Origin of the sequence: Christiangramia sp. LLG6405-1, assembly GCF_045055805.1 — a bacterium.
Taxonomy (GTDB): domain Bacteria; phylum Bacteroidota; class Bacteroidia; order Flavobacteriales; family Flavobacteriaceae; genus Christiangramia.
Window position 1 is genome coordinate 1655182 of the sequence record NZ_CP159330.1, and the last position, 22710, is coordinate 1677891.

21 protein-coding genes and 3 tRNA genes are annotated in these 22710 nt (G+C 38.7%); 12 read left to right on the top strand and 12 right to left on the bottom strand.

Annotation, left to right across the window (positions count from 1 at the left end):
- The first annotated feature begins 107 nt into the window (after positions 1-107).
- The 4 genes from ABVM50_RS07660 to ABVM50_RS07675 are packed head-to-tail and all read left to right on the top strand — an operon-like array spanning position 108 to position 6266.
- Positions 108-1319, top strand: a complete 1212-nt coding sequence (locus tag ABVM50_RS07660; protein WP_405200640.1) for a DUF4856 domain-containing protein — start codon at positions 108-110, stop codon at positions 1317-1319.
- Between the two features lie 43 nt (positions 1320-1362).
- Positions 1363-2481 carry an imelysin family protein gene (locus ABVM50_RS07665; protein ID WP_405200641.1) on the top strand — a complete coding sequence of 373 codons (1119 nt, stop codon included), beginning with the start codon at positions 1363-1365 and terminating at the stop codon, positions 2479-2481.
- Between the two features lie 7 nt (positions 2482-2488).
- Positions 2489-3853: an HTTM domain-containing protein gene (locus ABVM50_RS07670; RefSeq protein WP_405200642.1), complete on the top strand. Its 1365-nt coding sequence runs from the start codon at positions 2489-2491 to the stop codon at positions 3851-3853.
- Positions 3834-6266: a TonB-dependent receptor domain-containing protein gene (locus ABVM50_RS07675; RefSeq protein WP_405200643.1), complete on the top strand. Its 2433-nt coding sequence runs from the start codon at positions 3834-3836 to the stop codon at positions 6264-6266. The genes ABVM50_RS07670 and ABVM50_RS07675 overlap by 20 nt, the downstream gene beginning before the upstream one ends.
- Position 6267: 1 nt before the next feature.
- Here ABVM50_RS07675 and ABVM50_RS07680 read toward each other — a convergent pair whose 3' ends face one another.
- Entirely contained in the window at positions 6268-6510 is a 243-nt protein-coding gene (locus ABVM50_RS07680) for a hypothetical protein (protein WP_405200644.1), read from the bottom strand.
- A gap of 201 nt (positions 6511-6711) precedes the next feature.
- Between ABVM50_RS07680 and guaB the strand changes: the two genes are divergently transcribed.
- Positions 6712-8184: an IMP dehydrogenase gene (guaB, locus tag ABVM50_RS07685; protein WP_405200645.1), complete on the top strand. Its 1473-nt coding sequence runs from the start codon at positions 6712-6714 to the stop codon at positions 8182-8184.
- Between the two features lie 69 nt (positions 8185-8253).
- On the opposite strand, the gene ABVM50_RS07690 is transcribed toward guaB, so the two are convergent.
- Positions 8254-8805 carry an OmpH family outer membrane protein gene (locus ABVM50_RS07690; protein WP_405200646.1) on the bottom strand — a complete coding sequence of 184 codons (552 nt, stop codon included), beginning with the start codon at positions 8803-8805 and terminating at the stop codon, positions 8254-8256.
- 64 nt (positions 8806-8869) lie between these two features.
- Positions 8870-9322 (bottom strand): SRPBCC family protein, encoded by a 453-nt coding sequence (locus tag ABVM50_RS07695; protein WP_405200647.1) that lies wholly within the window; start codon positions 9320-9322, stop codon positions 8870-8872.
- 197 nt (positions 9323-9519) lie between these two features.
- On the opposite strand from ABVM50_RS07695, the gene ABVM50_RS07700 reads away from it, so the two are divergent.
- The 6 genes from ABVM50_RS07700 (at position 9520) to ABVM50_RS07725 (ending at position 16256) form a co-directional block, all read left to right on the top strand.
- Positions 9520-10380 (top strand): peptidyl-prolyl cis-trans isomerase, encoded by an 861-nt coding sequence (locus ABVM50_RS07700; protein ID WP_405200648.1) that lies wholly within the window; start codon positions 9520-9522, stop codon positions 10378-10380.
- On the top strand, positions 10343-11791 hold the full coding sequence (locus ABVM50_RS07705; RefSeq protein WP_405200649.1) for a peptidylprolyl isomerase: 1449 nt from the start codon (positions 10343-10345) through the stop codon (positions 11789-11791). Before ABVM50_RS07700 ends, ABVM50_RS07705 begins: the two co-directional genes overlap by 38 nt.
- Before the next feature lie 3 nt (positions 11792-11794).
- Positions 11795-12745: an AAA family ATPase gene (locus ABVM50_RS07710; RefSeq protein WP_405200650.1), complete on the top strand. Its 951-nt coding sequence runs from the start codon at positions 11795-11797 to the stop codon at positions 12743-12745.
- Positions 12745-13047, top strand: a complete 303-nt coding sequence (locus ABVM50_RS07715; RefSeq protein ID WP_405200651.1) for a hypothetical protein — start codon at positions 12745-12747, stop codon at positions 13045-13047. The genes ABVM50_RS07710 and ABVM50_RS07715 overlap by 1 nt, the downstream gene beginning before the upstream one ends.
- 184 nt (positions 13048-13231) lie before the next feature.
- The gene (locus tag ABVM50_RS07720) at positions 13232-15499 is read left to right on the top strand and encodes an aconitate hydratase (protein WP_405200652.1); all 2268 of its coding nucleotides are present in this window, start codon (positions 13232-13234) and stop codon (positions 15497-15499) included.
- A 196-nt stretch (positions 15500-15695) separates the two neighbouring features.
- On the top strand, positions 15696-16256 hold the full coding sequence (locus ABVM50_RS07725) for a TlpA family protein disulfide reductase (protein ID WP_405200653.1): 561 nt from the start codon (positions 15696-15698) through the stop codon (positions 16254-16256).
- Here the strand turns inward: ABVM50_RS07725 and ABVM50_RS07730 are convergent, their stop codons facing one another.
- The 8 genes from ABVM50_RS07730 to ABVM50_RS07765 form a co-directional block, all read right to left on the bottom strand.
- Complete coding sequence (locus ABVM50_RS07730; protein ID WP_405200654.1) at positions 16257-17393, bottom strand: lycopene cyclase family protein; 1137 nt, start codon at positions 17391-17393, stop codon at positions 16257-16259.
- A gap of 13 nt (positions 17394-17406) precedes the next feature.
- Positions 17407-17856, bottom strand: a complete 450-nt coding sequence (locus tag ABVM50_RS07735) for a sterol desaturase family protein (protein WP_322302778.1) — start codon at positions 17854-17856, stop codon at positions 17407-17409.
- A gap of 9 nt (positions 17857-17865) precedes the next feature.
- Positions 17866-18705: a phytoene/squalene synthase family protein gene (locus ABVM50_RS07740; RefSeq protein WP_405200655.1), complete on the bottom strand. Its 840-nt coding sequence runs from the start codon at positions 18703-18705 to the stop codon at positions 17866-17868.
- A 3-nt stretch (positions 18706-18708) separates the two neighbouring features.
- On the bottom strand, positions 18709-20175 hold the full coding sequence (locus ABVM50_RS07745) for a phytoene desaturase family protein (RefSeq protein WP_405200656.1): 1467 nt from the start codon (positions 20173-20175) through the stop codon (positions 18709-18711).
- A gap of 9 nt (positions 20176-20184) precedes the next feature.
- Positions 20185-21087 (bottom strand): MerR family transcriptional regulator, encoded by a 903-nt coding sequence (locus ABVM50_RS07750; protein WP_405200657.1) that lies wholly within the window; start codon positions 21085-21087, stop codon positions 20185-20187.
- Positions 21088-21245: 158 nt separating this feature from the next.
- Positions 21246-21329 (bottom strand) — tRNA-Leu (locus ABVM50_RS07755).
- A gap of 69 nt (positions 21330-21398) precedes the next feature.
- Positions 21399-21471 (bottom strand) — tRNA-Lys (locus tag ABVM50_RS07760).
- A 27-nt stretch (positions 21472-21498) separates the two neighbouring features.
- A tRNA-Lys gene (locus tag ABVM50_RS07765) sits at positions 21499-21571 on the bottom strand.
- A 125-nt stretch (positions 21572-21696) separates the two neighbouring features.
- Between ABVM50_RS07765 and ABVM50_RS07770 the strand changes: the two genes are divergently transcribed.
- The gene (locus ABVM50_RS07770; protein ID WP_405200658.1) at positions 21697-22218 is read left to right on the top strand and encodes a shikimate kinase; all 522 of its coding nucleotides are present in this window, start codon (positions 21697-21699) and stop codon (positions 22216-22218) included.
- Here ABVM50_RS07770 and ABVM50_RS07775 read toward each other — a convergent pair.
- Positions 22210-22710, bottom strand: a complete 501-nt coding sequence (locus ABVM50_RS07775) for a phosphoribosyltransferase family protein (protein ID WP_405200659.1) — start codon at positions 22708-22710, stop codon at positions 22210-22212. The two genes, ABVM50_RS07770 and ABVM50_RS07775, sit on opposite strands and share 9 nt — an antisense overlap.

Genomic DNA, 22710 nt, shown 5'->3' on the forward strand with positions numbered 1-22710 from the left:
TTAATAAAACCTATTTAAAATTAATCTAAATAAACTTGCGGTAATTATAAGCTCATATTATATTTGCGCTGGAATTAGTTATTTTAAACCAGTCTAAATAAAACTATATGAAGAAGCTGTTCGTTTCAGCCTTTGTTGCAGCCCTAACTTTAAGTTCATGTTCATCTGATGATGATTCTGATATCCTAAACGAAAAAAATATCGATGTACCGGTTTCTTACGATTTTACTAGAAACGGTGAATCTACTGTAAACTTCGAAGGGCAAACTACCAGACTACAGATGTCTGCAGAATTGTTATCGAACTTCACCGATTTTGACAACGCTTCAGAAGAAATGTTGCTGAATATGTTCGCGAATGAAAATTCACCATTCGCTAATGAAGATCTTAATGCTTCCAGTAAAAGTATTAAATCCAAAGTAGCAGCTTCAAACCTGTATTTTTCTACCAATAATGTAGAAGCCAGTGAGATCAAATCTGATTTTGAATCCTGGATCACTGAGCAGATGACTACTGTTAAAGCTAATAAAGATATGCTTGCAGAAGCAGGTCAGGCAGGACAGATCGCTCAGGGAACGCGTGTAAGATATGTGAATGGAAAAGGTCTGGAATTAAATCATGCATTTGCCAAGTCGCTTATAGGTGGTCTTCTGGCAGATCAAATTCTTAATAATTACCTCTCTCAGCCAGTTCTTGACGAAGCCGATAACAGGTTGAACAATGATGATGAGCTTCCAGAAGAAGGTAAAAATTATACTACAATGGAGCATAAGTGGGATGAAGCTTATGGTTACTTATATGGTGACCCATCGATTCCTGCTTCCAATCCAAATTCGATCCTGAATGAAAGCGATGATAGATTATTGTTCAGCTATTTAGGGCAGGTGGATGAAGATGAAGATTTCGCCGGATTAGCTGAAGAAACTTTCGAAGCCTTTAAAACTGGTAGAGCAGCAATCGTTGCAGGGGACTACGTAGTACGGGATGAGCAGGTTGCTATTATTCGTGAGAATATTTCTAAAACTATCGCAGTAAGAGCGGTGTACTATCTTCAGGATGGTAAGAACCTTCTTGCGAATGGTGAGTTTGGAGCAGCATTCCATGCATTATCTGAAGGTTATGGTTTCCTTTATAGCTTAAGATTTACCAATGATCCTATGACGAACATGCCTTATGTAAGCGTGTCTGATATCAACAATTTTAAAGATCAATTATTAAGCGGAAATGGTTTCTGGGAAGTAAGTCCTGATACTCTGGACAGTATTTCAGAAAAGATCGCTGCAGAATTTGATTTTAGTGTAGCTGAAGCTGCAGAATAATAATTTACCGGAGTCTTGTGCTCCGGTTTTTCAATTAAACAATATGATTAAATTTTCAAGACTATTCATTGTATTTGCACTGATCTTCGCGGCTTGTTCTTCTGAAGATGACGGCACAGAGACAGGTGGGGAAACTGGAGGAACAGATTCTTTTGATCGTGGCGCAATGCTTGTAAACTGGGCAGATAATATCATTGTACCTGCTTACAATAATATGGCTACTAAGACTCAGAATGTGGAAACGGCAGCTACTACTTTTACTGCTGGTCCCGATGCTGCAGGTTTGCAGCAACTTCGTGAGGCTTATGTAGATGCATACAAGAGCTTCCAGTCGGTTTCTATGTTCCAGGTTGGAAAGGCAGAGGAAATTAACTATCGTAGTTATTTAAATACATATCCGGCAAATACCTCGAATATCGATTCTAAAATAAGCTCCGGTTCTTTTAATCTGGAATTACCATCCAGTTTTGCTGAACAGGGACTGCCAGCTTTAGATTACCTCTTATTCGGTATGGGAACTTCGGAAGAAACCGTGGCTTTATATAGCTCTAATGAGAATTACCGTACTTACTTAAATGCTGTAACCTCAAGAATGAATGCTCTTACTACTGAAGTTTCAAATTCATGGAACGGAGATTACAGAGATACTTTTGTAAGTAATACTTCATCATCAAGTACAGGTTCTGTAGATAAATTTACGAATGACTATGTAATGTACTTCGAGAAGATTCTTAGATCTGGAAAGATAGGATTCCCGGCAGGTGCTTTTACAGGAACAGCGTCTCCTTCTAATGTAGAAGCGCGTTTTAATGGTGAGATTTCAAGAGAACTTTACCTGGAAGCAGTACAAAGCTTTGAAGATTTTTTCTACGGAAGACATTTTTCAGGAAATGTAACGGGAAGCAGCTACAAACAATACCTGGAGTATCTGGATAGTATGAAGGATGGAGCAGATCTGGCTAGTTTAATTGAAGATCAATTAGATGCCATTCAATCTCAAAGTTCATCTCTGGAAACGAATTTGAAATCACAGGTTGAAAAAGATAACACTAAAATGCTGGAAGCTTATGACGAATTGCAGAAGGCCGTGATTCTTCTAAAAGTTGACATGATGCAGGCCTTATCTATTAGTGTAGATTATGTAGATTCAGATGGAGATTAATATCTGAATGCTGTTATCTGCAAATAAATATCTAAAAAAGTATACGGAAGCTGCCCCTTTGGCGGCTTTTCGTTTATTTTTTGGTTTGATGATGTTTGCCAGTATCGTGCGTTTCTGGGCCAACGGCTGGATCGAGAAACTCTATATCACTCCGAAATTTTTCTTCTCTTATTATGGATTTGAATGGGTACAGCCAATAGGTGAGTATACCTATTTTATTTTTATCATCTGTGGGCTTTCTGCCCTGGCCGTCGCAGCCGGTTTTAAATACCGAATTTCTATCATCGTGTTTTTCCTGAGTTTCACTTATATCGAGCTTATGGATAAGACAACTTATTTGAACCATTATTACTTTATTAGCATCCTGAGCTTTTTGATGATATTTCTACCCGCGAATGTCTATTTTTCAATAGATGCCTGGAGAGATAAAAAGAAATCATTTCAAAAAGTACCGGCCTGGTGCGTGGATTCTTTAAAACTGCTTCTAGCGATCGTATATTTCTATGCGGGATTGGCAAAACTAAATTCAGATTGGTTGTTGAGAGCCATGCCTTTAAAAATCTGGCTACCCTCCAAATATGATCTGCCATGGCTGGGTGATATCATGCAGCAGGAATGGTTGCATTATGCCTTTAGTTGGAGCGGGATGTTGTATGATCTCTTTATTCCATTTTTACTACTGTGGCGTCGTACACGATTTGCTGCTTTTATCATGGTGATCATTTTTCATGTACTCACCCGTGTACTTTTCCCTATCGGAATGTTTCCTTACATCATGATCGTAAGCGCATTGATATTTTTTAGTCCGAAGCTTCACCACAGGATCCTGAAGTTTATTGCTGAAATATTTAAGATCAATAAATCAAGATTCGATACTTCTGAAGTATACCAGTTTCCAGAAATTACGGGCAAGATCGTGAGAACTGTCGTAGTAATATTCTTTACAATTCAGCTTTTACTGCCATGGAGATATCTCGCATACCCGGGAGAATTATTCTGGACTGAAGAAGGTTTTAGATTTAGCTGGCGGGTGATGCTCATGGAAAAAGCTGGTTACGCTCAGTTTAAGATAGTAGATGCTGAAACCGGAAATCGTTTTTACGTTAATAATTCAGATTTTCTGACTCCTTTTCAGGAAAAACAGATGTCCTTCCAACCAGATTTTATTTTGCAATACGCGAAATTTCTTGAAGATCATTTCAGCAAAGATGGTCATAAGAATATAGAGATTTACGTAGAGAACTACGTGGCGCTTAACGGCAGAAAGAGTGCTCCTTACATCGATCCTGATGTAAATTTGCTTAATTTTGCCGACTCGTTTGAACACAAAGAATTCATATTACCATTTCAGGATGAAATTAAAGGTCTTTAGTATCATATTCTTGTTTACTTCACTGGCTCAGGCCCAATTCACGGTTAGTGGGACGGTTACTTCAGTTGAAGACGGCTCTCCTATTGCTAATGCTGAAGTATGGAACAAAACAGTTTCAGAAATGGTACTTACCAATGAAGATGGGGTTTTCAGAATAGAGAATCTTCAGGAGGGTAATTACGAATTTGCAGTTTTCAATTTTGAATATGCGATCGCAGATAAAGAGATTTTTATAAATGCTGATACCCGAGTGAATTTTGAGCTTTCAAAACTTTCCAATAACCTTAGTGAAGTCATGATCACTAATCGAAGGGAAGAGATATTCGCGCTAAGAAAACTGCGTAAGGTAGAAGGAACTGCAATTTATGCAGGTAAGAAAAGTGAAGTGGTTCTGCTTGATAAAACAGTAGGAAACCTGGCGGCGAATAATGCCAGACAGATCTACAATCAGGTGGTAGGACTAAACATTTATGATAATGGCGATGCAGGTTTGCAATTAAATATTGGAGGTCGCGGGCTTGATCCCAACCGAACCCAGAATTTTAATACCAGGCAGAATGGATACGACATTTCAGCAGATGTTTTAGGATATCCTGAAAGCTACTACACACCTCCGGCAGAAGCTCTTAAGGAGATTCAGGTGGTTCGTGGAGCCGCCTCTTTACAATACGGGACACAGTTTGGCGGGATGATCAACTTCAAATTCAAAGAACCGGTAAAGGATAAAAAAATAGAGCTAATTTCCAGACAGAGTGTAGGTTCGTACGATCTTTTTACCAGTTTCAACAGCCTTAGTGGGACCGTAGGGAAATTGAGTTACTACGCTTATTTTCATTATAAAGGCGGGGAAGGTTTCCGTCCAAACTCTGGCTACGATTCCAGGAATGTATTCGCTCATTTGGGTTACCAGCTTAGTGATCGCACCAATATCAGTTTTGAGTATACTTACCTGGATTACCTAGCACAACAACCGGGAGGACTTTCAGATTTTCAATTCTATGAGGATCCGGATTTTAGCAATCGGGAGAGAAACTGGTTCGATGTTAACTGGAATCTTTTTGCCTTCAAACTGCAACACAAACTTACAGATAGAACAGATGTTAGCGTTAATTTCTTCGGGCTGGATGCGACGAGAAAAGCGCTGGGATTTAGAGTAGATAGAGTTTCCCAAGTAGATGATCTGGATGCGCCAAGAGAATTGCTGGTAGACAATTTTTCAAATTGGGGAATCGAAACGAGGTTGTTAACAAGGTATGACCTGCTTAATGATCAGTCGGTTTTTCTAGTTGGTGCAAAGTATTACGATGCCAATAATGACCAGAGACAAGGACCTGGCTCTAACGCGACCGGTCCCGATTTCTCATTTGCTGATGCAACTTATCCAGATTACGCGAGACAGGCTGAGTTTAACTTCCCTAATAAGAACCTTGCTATTTTTGGCGAGAACATTTTTAATATTTCTGAAAGATTATCGGTTACACCCGGCTTTAGATTTGAATATATAAACACCGCTTCTGAAGGGTCTTACAAAAATATTATTCTGGATCTGGCAGGAAATCCACTTCAGAATGAAACTGTAGAAGATAGTCGTGATTTCGAGCGTTCTTTTGTTTTACTTGGTGTTGGGTCCAGTTATTCCCTGAATCCTAAGAACGAACTCTACGCAAATTTTTCCCAGAATTACAGGTCTGTAACCTTCAATGATATTAGGGTTGTAAATCCCAATCTGGTTATAGATCCTGAAATTACCGATGAAGAAGGTTTCACTGCAGATATTGGTGTGCGCGGTAGACTGGCCGATAAGGTTTCTTACGACGTAAGCGTTTTTGGATTAAGATATAATGATAGGATAGGGGTTGTGGATGTCGCTACAGCTACAGATTATTACCGATATAAATCCAATATTGGTGATGCATTTATATACGGTCTGGAAACATTCGCAGATTGGGATCTGAAGAATACTTTTTTTGAAACTTCAGAAGATCATAAACTAAACTATTTTGTGAATGCTGCCTTTACCAGCTCTGAATATGTGGATTCTAATGAGATCAACGTAGAAGGAAATGAAGTTGAATTTATTCCGAAGGTAAACTTGAAAACCGGTCTTAATTTTGGTTATAAAAACTTCCTCGCAGGTCTTCAATATACCTATCTGTCTGAACAGTTCTCAGACGCTACAAATGCTCCGCAAGATGTGGATGACAGGATTAACGGAATTCGAGGTTCCATTCCATCTTATGGAATTATGGATGTATCTGCCAGCTATACACTTGGTAAATTCAAGTTGGAAGCCGGGATCAATAACCTTTTAGACAATAGTTATTTTACACGTAGAGCCACAGGATATCCCGGGCCAGGGATTATTCCCGCACAGCCGCTTACCTGGTATTCAAGTCTGCAGATAAAATTATAGATCACGCAGTAGCTTGCGGTGCCCAGTGGCTGCATAACATTCCTGGTGCTGCTTTTTGAGGATTCGCACAGGTCGGACTTTCATATCTTGCGCAATTAAGGCAGTTCTTCTCATTTTTAATAGCCGCTTTCATATCGAAACTGTCGCAGGTATGTTGAACATTTACTGCGGTCTCATGTTTAGTGCAAAAGTTATTCTGAAAATTGTCGCAATTGGTGCAGCTGTTTCCTAGTCTAATACTCATAATCGATTCATTTTAAATTAAAGATAACGCGCTATTCATTAAGAATGAATTTAAATACCTGTAAGCCATATAATTAGATAAAGGTGTGAACCTTCGCGTTTTTCTATTTCTAATAGGAGATTTATGTTTTGTTAAGTGGAATACTTCATTGATTGTCACATATAAACCATATCTTTGCATGCAATTAAATCTCTAATTGCAATGATCGCACACGATTCCAAAATTCTAGGTGACGGACTAACTTATGACGATGTACTTTTAGTACCGGCGTACTCTGAAGTTCTCCCAAGAGAAGTAAGCATTCAGTCAAAATTTACACGCAATATTCCAATTAACGTTCCTATCGTTTCCGCAGCGATGGATACCGTAACCGAATCCAGAATGGCAATCGCTATGGCTAGAGAAGGTGGAATTGGCGTACTTCACAAGAACATGACGATCGAGCAGCAGGCCTTGAAAGTTAGAAAGGTAAAGCGTGCAGAAAGCGGGATGATTATAGATCCGGTTACCTTGCCTATTACAGCCAAGGTTGGAGATGCTAAAGATTCCATGAAGGAACATAGCATTGGAGGAATTCCAATTGTAGATGATGCCGGGAAACTTATTGGGATTGTAACCAATCGTGACCTAAGATTCGAAAAAAATACAGGAAGACCTATACAGGAAGTAATGACCTCAGAAAACCTGGTAACGGTTTCAGAAGGGACTTCACTTGAAGAGGCAGAAGTTATTTTACAGGAAAATAAAATTGAAAAACTTCCGGTTGTAAATGCTGAGGATAAACTGGTTGGTTTGATCACTTTTCGTGATATAACCAAGCTTACCCAAAAGCCAATGGCGAACAAAGATACCTACGGAAGACTTCGCGTAGCCGCAGCAGTGGGTGTTACCGGAGATGCAGTGGACCGCGCTGAAGCTTTAGTAAATGCAGGTGTGGACGCAATCATTATAGATACCGCTCATGGTCACACTAAAGGTGTGGTACAGGTGCTTAAAGAAGTAAAGAAGAAATTTCCAGATCTTGATGTAGTTGTTGGAAATATCGCTACCGGAGAAGCTGCTAAATATTTGGTAGACGCAGGTGCAGATGCTGTAAAAGTAGGGATTGGACCAGGTTCTATTTGTACAACGCGAGTTGTGGCAGGAGTTGGTTTTCCACAATTTTCAGCAGTGCTGGAGGTTGCCGCAGCAATCAAAGGTTCTGGCGTACCGGTAATTGCCGATGGAGGAATTCGTTATACCGGAGATATTCCAAAAGCGATCGCTGCAGGTGCAGATTGTGTGATGCTTGGTTCACTGCTAGCAGGAACTAAGGAATCACCGGGTGAAACGATCATATACGAAGGTCGTAAATTCAAGTCTTACCGTGGAATGGGATCTGTAGAGGCTATGGAAAAAGGTTCGAAAGATCGATACTTCCAGGATGTGGAAGATGATATTAAGAAACTTGTACCCGAAGGAATTGTTGGAAGAGTTCCTTATAAAGGAGACCTGGAAGAAAGTATTCACCAGTTTATTGGCGGGCTTAAAGCCGGAATGGGTTATTGCGGTGCAAAAGATGTTGAGACCTTGAAGGAAACTGGAAAGTTTGTTAGAATTACAGCTGCCGGAGTTCACGAAAGTCATCCTCATGATGTAACGATCACAAAAGAATCTCCTAATTACAGTAGATAATCAAAGAAATTGAAATAAAAAAAAGCCCTGCAAATTGCAGGGCTTTTTTGTTTGAAATATCTGGAGTTTCTAGTTTTCTGTGGTAGTAGATCCAGCAGCCTGTTGCATAGTTTCAGGTTTTACTTCTATACCCATTTTTTCCATCACTTTAAGCGTGATATCATCCTGTTCTCTTGAAAATGCAAGTCCGCCAGAACCAGAATGAAAAATCTGAGTGTAACCTTCTTCCTGGATTACTTCTTTCATTGCTGTATCGATCTTTGCATAAAGCGGACCGGTTAGTTCACTTCTTTTCATTTGAAGCATTACAGATGCTTTCTGTCTGAAGCCTTTGATCTCATTCTCCATTCCAATGATCTCGTTTTCCTTTTCTTTTTTAACATCATCGGTAAGACCTACATTGGTTTCCTGGTATTCCTTTACCGCTGTTTCGTATTTTCCAATAGTGTTCTTAAGGTCGCCCTGAAGCTCTTCGTTGTAAACTTCCAGAGATTTATTTACTTCAGCATTTTCAGGCATTTGTGCCAGAATATATTCTGCATCAATAGTTCCAATTTTTGATTGTGCGTTTGCAGAAACTACTACAAATAGCATTAAAATGGCAATACTTAATCGTTTCATTCTAAATATTTTTCCGCAAATATAACAGGCTGAGGTAAATATCAGCTATCCTTCAGAAAATTAATTAATTATCGAGCACACTTTTACCTTCTTCAGCAAAAGCTTTGAAATCTGTCATGAATTGTTTTGATTGTTTTTTGAATGCGCCGGGCATCAGCATTCCAATAGCCTTCATGAATCCTGAGAAACTGAATTCATTATGCGTACGCCACAGCGTTTTTCCGGGTTCTATCTCCTCGAAGTAATTGGCCTGTTGGTTAAATACTCCTTTAGCAATATAAGTAGCTTCATATTTTAGAGGAAGTTCGTTGGCAAGTATGGTCTCGGTCATTTCTATCTCACGACCATTCATCTTGAACTTCAGAAGATTCTGAGAGCCATTTTCTCCAAGTACGCCATTAATGGGTTTCATAAAAATAAAACCTTCCTGCCAGTGCTTAAGACTATCTGGATCTGAAAATTTTTCTATGACCTCGTCAAGAGGTTTGTTTATTACAATTTTCTGTTCGTATTTCATATTTTGTTGCTTTAGCTTCAGTCTAAAGATACTACGGAAATAAAAATCTTTCAGAATTTATAATTTCTTAGGTTGCTTAATCGTTATGCCTTTAGCTTGCAGAACCTCAAGTAATTGTTATTTTTGCGCGGATAGTAAGTTTAGTAAGAGCTGAAGGTGATTTCAGCTTAATAATAGAGGTGCTTAAACGATTGATTTTGAATAGACGTTTTTATTGGTTTTACCTTGGATTGTGCTCCTTGCTTTTTGGCAGTTGTGAGTATTTTCAGCAAACCGATAATAGGGTACAGGTAGTAAGAGTCAATGATTCTTATTTATACGAGGAAGATATACAGTCTCTTATTGATGAAGATACTTCTCCTGAAGACAGTTCGATTATCGTTGGTAATTACGTGACTCGCTGGGCGACTCAGCAATTGTTGATCGATAGGGCTAAGCTCAATTTACCAGGAGAGCAACAGGCAGAATTCAATGCCCTGGTGGAGAACTATAAGAATGAGTTGTATACCAATGCTTATACAGATGCCATTGTCACCCGGGATCTTGATACCTCCCTCAACAAGAACGAGATCGAAGCTTATTATGAGAAGAATGGGGAAAATTTTATTCTGAATGAGGACCTTGTAAAACTCAGGTATATTAATCTTCCGAAGAATACGAACAACCTTGATGAAATACGAACTAAATTTCGCCGCTTTGACGCTGAAGATCAGGAAGCATTAAGCAATATGGCGATTCAGTTTAAAAATTACAGCATGAACGATTCTGTTTGGGTTAAAACAAAATCTGTTTATGATAAAATTGGTCCGCTTTCTGTAGAGGATCGGTCGAAGCTATTGCGAAAATCAAATTTCCTGGAGTTAAAGGATTCATTAAATGTGTACCTTGTTTATGTGAACGATGTGCTGGCAAGAAATGAACAGGCTCCTTTAGATTATGCTTCAGCAACCATTCGCGAGATCTTGCTGAATAAGAGAAAGCAGTCGCTTATTAAAGAATTAGAAAAGGATATTACTAAAGATGCAATTAAAAATAATGAATTTGAAATCTACAATTAAACCGCTATTTTCGGGAGTGTGCATGATGTTCACGGCTCTTGGATTTTCACAGGAAGTGATCGTAACAGATAGTACGTCGATCCAGCCAGATGCTGAGGTGAAGAAGGTGGAAAACGAAATGCAGGGGAAACAGCGAATGAAGGTTGATGGAATAGCTGCAGTAGTTGGAGAATATATCATTCTTGAAAGTGATATCGACCTGATGTACAAGGATATGCAGTCACAGGGAATGACCACGGCAGAGGTGAATGATTGTAAACTTGCAGGTTCTCTAATGGAGAACAAATTATATGCACATCATGCGATACAGGATAGTATCATTATTAACGACAACCAGATAAATGGAATCGTTGATCAACAAATTCAGGGACTTCAGCAACAAGCTGGTTCTATGGAGAAAGTGCTTGAATTCTACAAAAAGGATAGCGAAGCCGAATTAAGGGATGAGATCTTTACACTTACCAAGCAAAGACAGCTGGCGCAGCAAATGCAGGAAAAGATTATTCAGGATCTGGAAGTTACTCCGGAAGAAGTAAGACAGTACTATGTGCAAATGGATGAAAAACCTATGTTTGGTACTGAAATTGAACTTTCTCAAATCGTGATCGAACCTGAAATTCCTCAGGAAGAAAGTCAGAAGGTGATAGATCGATTGAAAGGTTTTAAAGCTGATATTGAAGAGAACGGTTCAAGTTTTTCTACCAAGGCAGTTTTATATTCCCAGGATCCAGGAACTGCTCCAGATGGAGGTAGAATTACACTTACCAGAAAAGATGCCTTTGTAAAAGAATTTAAGGATGTAGCCTTTAGTCTTCAGGAAGGTGAGGTTAGTGAACCTTTTGAAACTGAATTTGGTTACCATATCATCCAGATCGACAAGATTCGTGGTCAAACCGTAGAACTTAGACATATATTGTTGATTCCAGATGTAACGAATGCATCTGTGCAGGCAGCGAAAGCTGAAATTGATACTTTAAGAAGTAAGATCGTAAAAGGAGACTTAAAGTTTGCGGCAGCTGCTCGAGAAGCTTCAGATGAGGAAGAAACTAAAACTGAAGGTGGAAAATTGATCAATCCAAGAACTGGTGATACCAGATTTGAACTAACCAAGATCGATCCTAAATTATTTGAGCAGGTGGAATCTTTAGATGAAGGTGAAGTTTCCCTGGTTCTTACACAACAGGACAGAACAGGAAGACCACAATTCAAGATCATCAAGGTTACTAAGAAAATTGAGGAGCACGAAGCAGATTATGCAACAGATTACCTCAAGATCAAGGAACTTGCGCTAAGAGATAAGCAGCTTGAAGTTATCGAGAAGTGGCAAAAAGAGAAGATCGCAGATACTTATATTAAAGTAAACGGAAAGTATCGTGATTGCGATTACGCTAACGACTGGTTAAAACAATAATGAATGTCTGACGTTGCCCTGATAGAAAACCTGGTAAAGAAACACGCCGAACTAAGAACAGAGATCGCGAAAGTGATCGTTGGTCAGGATGAGGTTGTGCAGCAGGTTTTACTTTCTATATTTTCAGGGGGACACTCATTATTGATCGGAGTTCCAGGCCTTGCAAAAACGTTGATGGTCAATACCATCGCTAAAGCGCTTGGTCTGGATTTCAAAAGAATACAATTTACCCCAGATCTTATGCCTAGCGATATTCTAGGATCAGAAATCCTGGATGAAAATCGCAAATTCAAATTCATAAAGGGTCCGGTTTTTACCAATATTTTACTGGCAGACGAGATCAACCGTACTCCGCCAAAAACTCAGGCAGCTTTACTTGAAGCCATGCAGGAACGAGCTGTGACGGTAGCCGGTCATCACTATAAGCTTGATAAACCCTATTTTGTTCTTGCTACGCAGAACCCGATAGAGCAGGAGGGAACCTATCCTTTGCCTGAAGCCCAGCTGGACAGGTTTATGTTTGCAATAAATCTTGAATATCCAAGTTTTCAGGAAGAAGTGGATGTCGTGAAATCTACGACCACAGATGTTCAGAAAACAGTGAATCCATTATTTAATGCTTCAGAAATATCTGAAATTCAACAAGTGATTCGGCGTATCCCGGTACCGGATAATGTTATAGAATACGCTGTGAGACTGGTAGGAAAAACCAGACCAGGGAAAGAAGCTTCAGATTTTGTTCAGAATTATATAGATTGGGGAGCGGGACCAAGAGCTTCTCAGAATTTAATTCTGGCTGCTAAAACTCATGCCGCAGTACAGGGTAAATTCTCTCCAGATATTGAAAATGTTCAGGCGGTTGCCATTGGAATTTTAAGGCATCGAATCATCAGGAATTACAAGGCAGAAGCTGAAGGTATTTCTGCAGAACAAATCATCAAAAATTTATTCTAGTGATCAATTTTATAGAGCGCTATAAAATTCTCTTTTCCATACTTTTCTATCTCGCTTTTGGTAATAAGTTTCTTGCTAACATCGCAGGACTGGATGAATCTTCAGCATTTATTCTGAAATTTATATCCTCTGTATTTTTATTTGGATTCTGGATTACCGTTCTCCTGGATATGATTCTGAATAAGCTACGTGACAAAACATTCTGGATCCTGTCCATGTTTTTTATCGCTTTTATGGCTCCTGTAGTTTATTTATTCCGAAGACAAAAGACACTCCGCGAACCGGCCAGATATTCGATATAGACTTCAAGAATTATCGAATTCTGAGAAATCTAAGCTAAAATTCATTTTTATTGAATTTTCTATCGTAAAAATTACAATTTCAGAAATAATTTACAGCGATTTCTGACTATTGCTCCTTATTTTTAAAATCGGTCTAAATTTCCTATTTTTGCAAGACTTTTTTAGAATAAAAACAAAACAGAATATGGCATACGATATTGATATGATTAAGAAGGTGTATAGCCACATGGCTGAACGTGTGAATACAGCACGTGAAGTTGTTGGTAAACCTTTGACGCTTTCAGAAAAGATCCTTTATTCTCACTTATGGGATGGGAGTGCTAAAGAAGCATTCCAAAGAGGTAAGGATTATGTAGAATTTTCTCCGGATAGAATTGCTTGTCAGGATGCGACCGCGCAAATGGCATTATTGCAATTTATGCAGGCAGGTAAGAAGCAGGTAGCTGTTCCTACAACTGTACATTGTGATCACCTTATCCAGGCGAAAATGGGAGCTGCGATAGATTTGCAATCTGCAAACAAAAGTAGTAGTGAGGTTTTTGATTTTCTGGAATCAGTATCAAACAAATACGGAATTGGATTCTGGAAACCAGGTGCAGGTATTATTCACCAGGTTGTTCTAGAAAACTATGCATTTCCAGGTGGAATGATGATTGGAACCGATTCTCACACGGTAAACGCCGGTGGATTAGGAATGGTTGCTATTGGAGTAGGTGGAGCAGATGCTGTAGATGTAATGGCTGGAATGCCGTGGGAGCTTAAATTTCCTAAACTTATTGGAGTGAAGTTAACCGGAAAACTTTCTGGATGGACTTCTTCTAAAGATGTGATCTTAAAAGTTGCAGGTATTCTTACTGTAAAAGGTGGTACCGGAGCAATCATAGAATATTTTGGTGAAGGTGCGCGTAACCTTTCCTGTACAGGTAAAGGTACTATCTGTAATATGGGTGCTGAAGTTGGAGCGACTACTTCTACTTTTGGTTACGATGACTCTATGGAACGTTACCTGAGAGCTACAAACCGTGCAGATGTTGCAGATGCAGCTAATGAAGTTCGTGAGCACTTAACTGGTGATGATGAAGTTTACGCAAATCCAGAGCAGTATTTTGATGAATTGATCGAGATCAATTTAGATGAATTAAAGCCTCACTTAAACGGACCTTTTACTCCAGATCTTGCAACTCCTATTTCTGAAATGGGAGCGAAAGCCAAGGAGCATGACTGGCCAATTAACGTTGATTGGGGTCTGATTGGTTCCTGTACGAACTCTTCTTATGAAGATTTGACCAGAGCAGCTTCTATCGCGAAACAAGCGGTGGATAAAAAAGTAAAAGCTAAGTCTGACTTCGGAATTAACCCGGGATCTGAACAAATTAGATTTACTGCGGAAAGAGATGGATTACTTCAGATCTTTGAAGATCTTGATGCTACAATCTTTACCAATGCCTGTGGACCATGTATTGGTCAATGGGATCGTTCAGATAGAAAAGGTGAAGAGAAGAACACGATTGTTCATTCTTTTAACCGTAACTTCTCTAAACGTGCAGATGGAAACCCTAACACACACGCCTTTGTAGGTTCTCCTGAAATGGTTGCAGCAATTGCAATTTCAGGTAGACTGGATTTCGATCCAACCCGCGATAAGTTAATGAACGAGGATGGTGAAGAAGTAATGCTGGACGAACCTCAGGGAATTGAACTTCCTACTAAAGGATTTGCTGTTGAGGATGCTGGATATGTTGCTCCAAATGAAGATGGAAGCAGTGTAGAAGTTAAAGTGGCAGAAGATAGTGAAAGACTTCAATTACTTACACCTTTCGAGCCTTGGGATGGTAAAAATCTTACTGGCGCTAAATTATTGATCAAAGCATGGGGTAAATGTACTACCGACCATATTTCTATGGCAGGACCATGGTTGAGATATAGAGGACATTTAGATAATATTTCTAATAACTGTCTTATTGGAGCTATTAATGCTTACAACGAGAAGACTAATTTTGTTAAGAATCAGCTTACTGGTGAGTACGATGGTGTACCGGCAGTACAGAGAGAATACAAAAAAGCAGGAATTCCAACGGTTGTAGTAGGAGATCATAACTACGGTGAAGGTTCTTCAAGAGAGCATGCAGCTATGGAGCCGAGACATTTAGGTGTTAAGGTGGTATTGGTGAAGTCTTTTGCTCGTATCCATGAGACAAACCTTAAGAAGCAGGGAATGTTAGGTCTTACTTTCGCCAATGAAAGTGATTACGATCTAATTCAGGAAGATGATACTTTTAACTTTATAGATCTTGAAAACTTTGCACCCGATACGCCTCTTACCATAGAGATCGTACATGCAGATGGAAGTAAGGATACCATTAAAGCTAATCATACTTATAACCTGCCTCAGATAGAGTGGTATAAGCATGGATCTGCATTAAACCTTATTAAAAAGGAGAACGCAGCTTAAGTGATTAATTATATAATTCTAAAAAACCTCAGGAGTGATCCTGAGGTTTTTTTAATTTTAGAATATTTGTATTGGGATTAAATCAATAATCAAATGATTTTTAGGTTAGAATTTACAGCTTCTATCTAAATTGATTTAAAATGATCGCTGTCCAAAATTGTAATTTTTCCGTTCTTTGCAGGACTTAAGCAATGCTATGAAATTATTCAAAAATCAGTGGTCAAATATTATCATCATCGTGATAATTCTGGTGATGGTGATTCCTCAAACCAGGAAGCCGGTTCAGATCTTTGTGAACAAACTTATTTCCTTTGCACCTTCTGTTAATGATGAAGAGAATCAGGAAAAACTAGCAAGTTATGATTGGATACTGGAAGATAAGAGAGGTAAAAGAATAGAATTTTCTGAATTTGAAAATGAAGTTATCGTAGTCAATTTTTGGGCAACCTGGTGTCCGCCATGTATTGCAGAAATGCCAAGCTTCCAGGAAGTCTATGAGGAATATGGTGAAAAGGTGCGTTTTGTATTTGTTTCCGGAGAACAACATCAAACCACTGATAATTATATGAAGCGTAAACGCTTTACCTTACCTTCCTATAAGATGCGCACAAAAGCTCCGGAACCAATGCTGGGTAAAACGTTGCCAACTACCTACGTGATCTCAAAATCTGGAAACATCGTTATTGACAAGGTTGGTTCTGCCGACTGGAATTCGGACAGCTTTCGAAGCACTCTTGATAAATTGCTGCAAGAGTAGTTATAATTTATTGAAAAAAGATTTTAAGAACTGAGGATGAAACATGCTCTGCATGATCTTGATCTCTTCGGAAAATGTGGTTTCTTCATCCAGAAACTTAAAGATATGCTGGATACTGTTTTTAGTGTAGAATTTAGTGAATAATGATTCGCCAAGATCATTCCGTTTTTCCAGAACATCCAGAAATATTGCATCATATCGCTGAAATTTCTTGCTGAACAGACCTTGCGCCGGCATTTTACCACTTTTAATATTTGCCAGTAGCTTGCTTACTTTTCGTTCAGTACTCTTAAATGAATATCCTGAAGATGCCTTTACCCAACCGCCAGCCGTCCCTATCTTCGTAATATGTTTAGAATTGTGTTTATGGAAAGGGTAGTCGGTCATTGGAATTATGCCCGTCTCACTTTCAGTGATGCTGTAATTATCAATTTTTAGAACTTCCCGAATATATTTTTCCAGTTGCTCATCATATACTTTTTCTTCGGTTAGGAAAGGAGTAAAAAAGGTAAACTCTATAAGAGCGTTTTTAGGAGATACTGGTAGGACATAAGTAAAACAAGTGCTGTTCTTGTATTTGCCCCGATAATCCATCATTGTAAAGCGGTCAGGGTCAAATTGAGCTTCCTGAGTTTCAATATATATTCCTTTAAAGTGCTGATAGATTTTGGCGCTACCAGAATCATCTTTATAAGCATGTGGTGGCCTGCTATCAAAAAAATGAGTAGCGGTGTAGGAATCTTTCTTTCCTAATGCCGTGCGTGTAACTTCATCGATCTTACTAATCTCATCCTGAATGAAGTATGTGTCAGGATCCTTATTTAATTCACCTTTCGCATATCGATAAAAGTCGATGGATCTTAGCATCTTATAGGAATAAGGAGCAAAATCCAGTTTTTTCTCTACAGAATCTGCTATAAATAATCCTTGCTGCCATTCCTTCTGAATAAGCTCGTCCCATTTACCTGAACCTTCTTCCCAGAAGCACCAGGTTTTGTCGTTTTCAGATTTGAGCGAAGGATCAATAATCGCGATTTTCTTTCCTTTAAAGAAAATGTCCTTCCTGATTTCTAGAGCAAGCTGTAACCCAGCCAGTCCACCGCCAACGATGATGTAGTAATAGTCTGGCGTGATCATTTAGGGGTAGATTTTATTTTCTGAAATATTTGAAAGGTACGAATAGCATTCCGAAGCATTCGCCGTCATCCTTTCCAAGATGTTTATGGTGCATTTTATGTGCTCGTCTTATACCTTTTGCATATTTATTATTCGCATTTCTAAAGATCTTAAACCTTTGATGTATAAAAATATCGTGCACTGTAAAATAAGTGATCCCATAAGCGAGAATCCCAAGTCCAATAGGAAGTCCAAACCATACATCTTCATACCTCCAGAGCAAGAAACACCCAATACTTACAAGGGCATAAAAAACGAAAAAAAGATCGTTTCGTTCCCACCAGCTACTATGATCTTTGTGATGGTGATCCTTATGCAATTTCCATAAGAAACCGTGCATCACATATTTGTGCGTGAACCACGCCATTCCCTCCATTATCATAAAGGTTCCAAAAAATACTAAAAGCCATAATATCACTTGCATCATCATCAATTAAATTAAATTCAGTCTATATGAAATATAAGATTTTGCCAGTAGTCCTGCTTTTTGATAATTCGGAACTCGAACCCGGCAATTTTTAATCTCCAAAGATGGGACGTTTTTAAGTTTCTGAAGTAATTTTCTGTAATATATATAAGCAGTATACACACCAAACTTAGCTTCAACCGGAAGATGAGCGATCCCGCTTAAACCTTTACTGAAGTCTTCTTCAATTTCAGCAACGATCTGTTGTTTATTTACTTCGTCTAATTCCGAAAGGTCCACATTTGGGAAGTAGGATCTGCTAAGATCTTCATAATCTGCTTTTAGATCCCGCAGGAAGTTCACCTTTTGAAAAGCAGAACCAAGACTCATTGCCGATGATTTTAATTCCTCGTACTTCGCCTGATCACCTTTTACGAAGACTTTCAAACACATAAGACCAACAACATCTGCGCTACCATAGATATATTGGCGGTATTCTTCCATGCTCAGATATTCAGACTTATGAAGATCCAGTCGCATACTATCCATAAAAGCCTTGTAAAGTTGAGGTTCTATTTCGTACCGGTGAACTGTTTCCTGAAAAGCATTCAGAATAGGATTAAGAGAAATTCTTTGATCCAGCGCCTTGTATAGATCGGCTTCAAAATCTTTAAATAATAGTTCCTTGTCATAATCATGAAAGCTATCCACGATCTCATCTGCAAATCTTACAAATCCATAAATATTATAAATATCCTGCCTTATAGAGGGGGCCAGCATCTTAGTGGCCAGACTAAAAGAAGTACTGTAGCTATTGGTAACAGTTTTGCTACAGGACCGGGATACCGTATCAAAAATCGCTTTCATAAATTAGTTTTGTTCATTTTGTTGTATCAATCCAGCTGCAAGTTTCCCAGATATAAGGGATGGCGGCACACCTGGTCCGGGAACGGTTAACTGCCCAGTAAAATATAATTTTTCCACCTTTTTACTTCTAATTTTGGGTCTTAAGAATGCTGTCTGGAAAAGTGTATTTGCCATTCCATAGGCATTCCCTTTATAGGAATTATAAGCTTCCTTGAAGTCCTTTACACAAAAGGATTCCTTAAATATAATATTTCCTTTTATTTCCTGCCCTGTAAGCGCCTGAAAACGTTCAATTATCATATTAAAATAACGTTCCCTAATCTCATCGGTATCTTCAAGGTCTGGTGCAAGCGGAATTAAGAATATTCCTGCTTCCTTGCCTTCAGGTGCTACGGTATCATCAGTTTTTGATGGGAAGCTGGCATAGAAGAGTGGATCTTCAGGCCAGGCCGCGTCATCATAGATAGCTTTCGCATGATCTTTAAAACTGCTGTCAAAGAATAAAGTGTGGTGAGATACATTTTTCAGCTTCTTGTCGAAGCCAACATAAAAGAGTAGGGAAGAGGGTGCAAATGTTTTCTTCTTCCAGTATTTTTCAGAATACTGTCTATCAAACTCTGGAAGCAAGGTTTCTGTATGATGATAATCTGCTCCCGAAAGGATGATATCTGCAGGATAAAGTTTCCCGTCTATTTTTAGCGCTTTTGCTGCACGATCTTCAGTAGTTATGGCCTCGACATTAGCATTCAGGTGAAACTTAACGCCTAAGGACTCTGCGAGCTCAGTAATACCTTCAATAACTTTGTACATCCCTCCATGAGGATGCCAGGTGCCTAATCCAAAGTCGGCATAATTCATAAAACTATAAAAAGCTGGAGTATCACTAGGTTTTGCTCCCAGGAATAACACTGGAAATTCGAGAATCTGTCTTAGTTTCTCATTAGAAAACTCTTTTCGAACATCTCCACTAATATTTGTAAAAAAGCGGCCCAGTCTTGTTGCGGTTGCAGTTGTTACAAGTTCCATTGGAGAAACTCCAGGACGATAAACCAAATCTTTAATGGCTATATCATAATTGTCACGGGCTTTTTTTATGAATTTCTTCAGTTTTTCTGAGCTTCCCTTTTCGACTTCTTCAAAAGTCTCATAGATCTCTTCCAGGCTACCCGGAATTATTACGGAGTCATCTTTTCCAAAGTAGACTTCGTAAGCTGGATCTAATCTGTTCAGTTGAAAATAATCTGAAGCGGATTTTCCGAAGTCAGAAAAGAAACGTTCAAAAACATCTGGCATCCAGTACCAGGTTGGACCAATATCAAAAGTAAAACCATCACGTTTCAATTGACGGGCTCTACCACCTACGGTATCATTCTTCTCGAATACTTCTACCTCGTAACCGGCCTGAGCCAGGTAGCAGGAAGCTGCAAGAGATGAAAAGCCGGATCCTATAATATTTATCTTTTTTGGCATTAGGGAATTTTAGAGACTATTTATAAAATCTTTAATTGATGTCTGTACTGTGATGTTTTCAGGTAGAGTGGACAGGTCAATTTCTTTCGTTCTTTGTCCAAACAATAAGAATTCTCTCGGTTTATCCTGACATAACTTTTCCTGGAAATCATTTACAAATTCTGAAACATCCGTATTTACAGGAGAGATGGTAAGATAACTTACGAATACCGGGTCATTATGGATTTTCATCAGGTAATCCATATTATCCAATGGCAAACTCGGGCCGACATAAATAACATTTTTACCTGCGTTTAAAAGCTCATAATTAAGATACAAAATACCGATATCATGGATTTCATTATAGGGAAGAAAAAGAACATACAATTTGTCGTTATTCTCTTCCTCGCCGTTAGATTTTAGTTCGGCGATATTGATATAGATCTTTTGTTTAATAAGTTCAATAATATAGTGCTCATGAATAGGTTTGATGGTATCAGTTTGCCACAGCAGCCCAATCTCTTCAAGCAACGGGATAAAAACATCGTAAAAAACATCTCTAAATGACAATTTCGAGACCAGATCATTGTAAGTCTTCTGAAACAACCTGTCATCAAAATTCATCATTGCGAGCTTGAAAGCATTCTTTGCTCTGTTCTCAACACTTGAAGATGCTGAAATTCGCCTAACAAGCGCATGAACTTCATCTTCTTTCATTTTCGAGATACGTGAAATCTTGTATCCATGAATGTTCAAAAAAGAAATATTGAGCAGCTTCTGCAGGTCTTCACCATCGTAGGTACGAATATTAGTATCTGTTCTTTCAGGATTAAGAATATTATATCTCTTTTCCCAAATCCTAATAGTGTGAGCTTTAATTCCACTTAGATGCTCCAGATCCTTAATGCTAAAATTTTGTTTGATGTGTTCCATACTTCTTTTAAGCTATTAAACAAATCTAAACAATTATTAAGGTGAAAGTAATAGAGAAAAGTTAAAATGTTTAATTAAACATAATTTACATTAAACAAAATTAAGATGGGATATAAAAAAAAGCCTTAGCGGCTAATTGTATATTTCCTGGAAAGTAGTACCCGAGGCGGGACTTGAACCCGCACGCCCTAATGGACACATGGCCCTCAACCATGCCTGTCTACCAATTCCAGCACTCGGGTGTGAGTTTATGGAAAGCTTCCATAAGGCTGGTCAACAAGTTCCGATAAAAAATCGGAGCGAGCAAATAGTGATCTGGCTGGGGCTCGAACCCAGGACCCTCTCCTTAAAAGGGAGATGCTCTACCAACTGAGCTACCAGATCTTGAACAATAAAATAGGAACTTATTTGTGATCTGGCTGGGGCTCGAACCCAGGACCCTCTCCTTAAAAGGGAGATGCTCTACCAACTGAGCTACCAGATCATTAAAAAGCATCCGTCTTTTTGCGAATGCGGGTGCAAATATACATGCATTAATTTATTTTTCAAGACATAATTGCTATAATTTTACCATAGTTTTGCCTTTTGCTCATTTTAAGTGATTTACAGATGAAAATTTTTTTGATTGGATACATGGGAAGCGGTAAATCCACCGTTGGAAAACTGCTTTCTGAAGAATTAAACTACAAATTTTATGATCTTGACCAAGAGATCGAAAATGAGTACGACATGGCGATCTCTGAAATCTTTGCGAGAAAGGGAGAAATTTTCTTCAGAAAAGCTGAACGAAAGATGCTGGAGAAATTAATTAACCTTAATGAGGACGCGGTAGTTTCACTTGGCGGTGGCACGCCGTGTTATGGTGACAACATGGAGCTTATAAAAAATGCAGATTCGGTACGATCTATTTATCTTAAGCTGAACATTCAAACTTTATTGGAGAGATTGCAACACGAAAAGGCAGACAGGCCAATGATAAGTCATTTGGAAACCGAAGAGCTACTGGAAGAGTTTATCAGAAAGCATTTGTTCGAAAGAGGCTTTTATTACAATCAAAGTGATAAAATATTAGATTGTAATGATAAAGATCCCTCTGAAATCACACGGGAATTAGTGGAGACTTTAAGATAACTCTACACGCTCATGATCCTTTTCAAAAATAACTTTTACCGTTTCGCTTAGAGAAGTCGAAAGAGATAGACCTTTAAAATCGGCTTTCACCGGGTAGCGTTTATGATTCCGGTCCACAAGCACGGCGGTCTTAAAATTTTTAATTGGAACGTCCAGAAAGTATCGTACTCCGTAAATAAGGGTGGAACCTGAATTCAATACATCGTCTACCAGGATCAAAGATTTGTTTTGATATTCTTCGGGCTTCAAGGAAACACTTATAGGATCCAATGGTGCTTTTTTGTTAATCACCACTTTGCCCAAAGTAGTTTTTAAAGGTGAAATTTCCTGAAGTTCTTTTTCCAGTTTCTGAGCTAAAATATATCCATTATTGGCTATTCCTGCGATAATGATCTCCTTCTCATCCACATTACTCTCATAGATCTGGTATGCTATTCTCCTGATTTTATGCTTGATCTCATCCTGGTTGAGAATTGAATGCTTGGCTTTCAT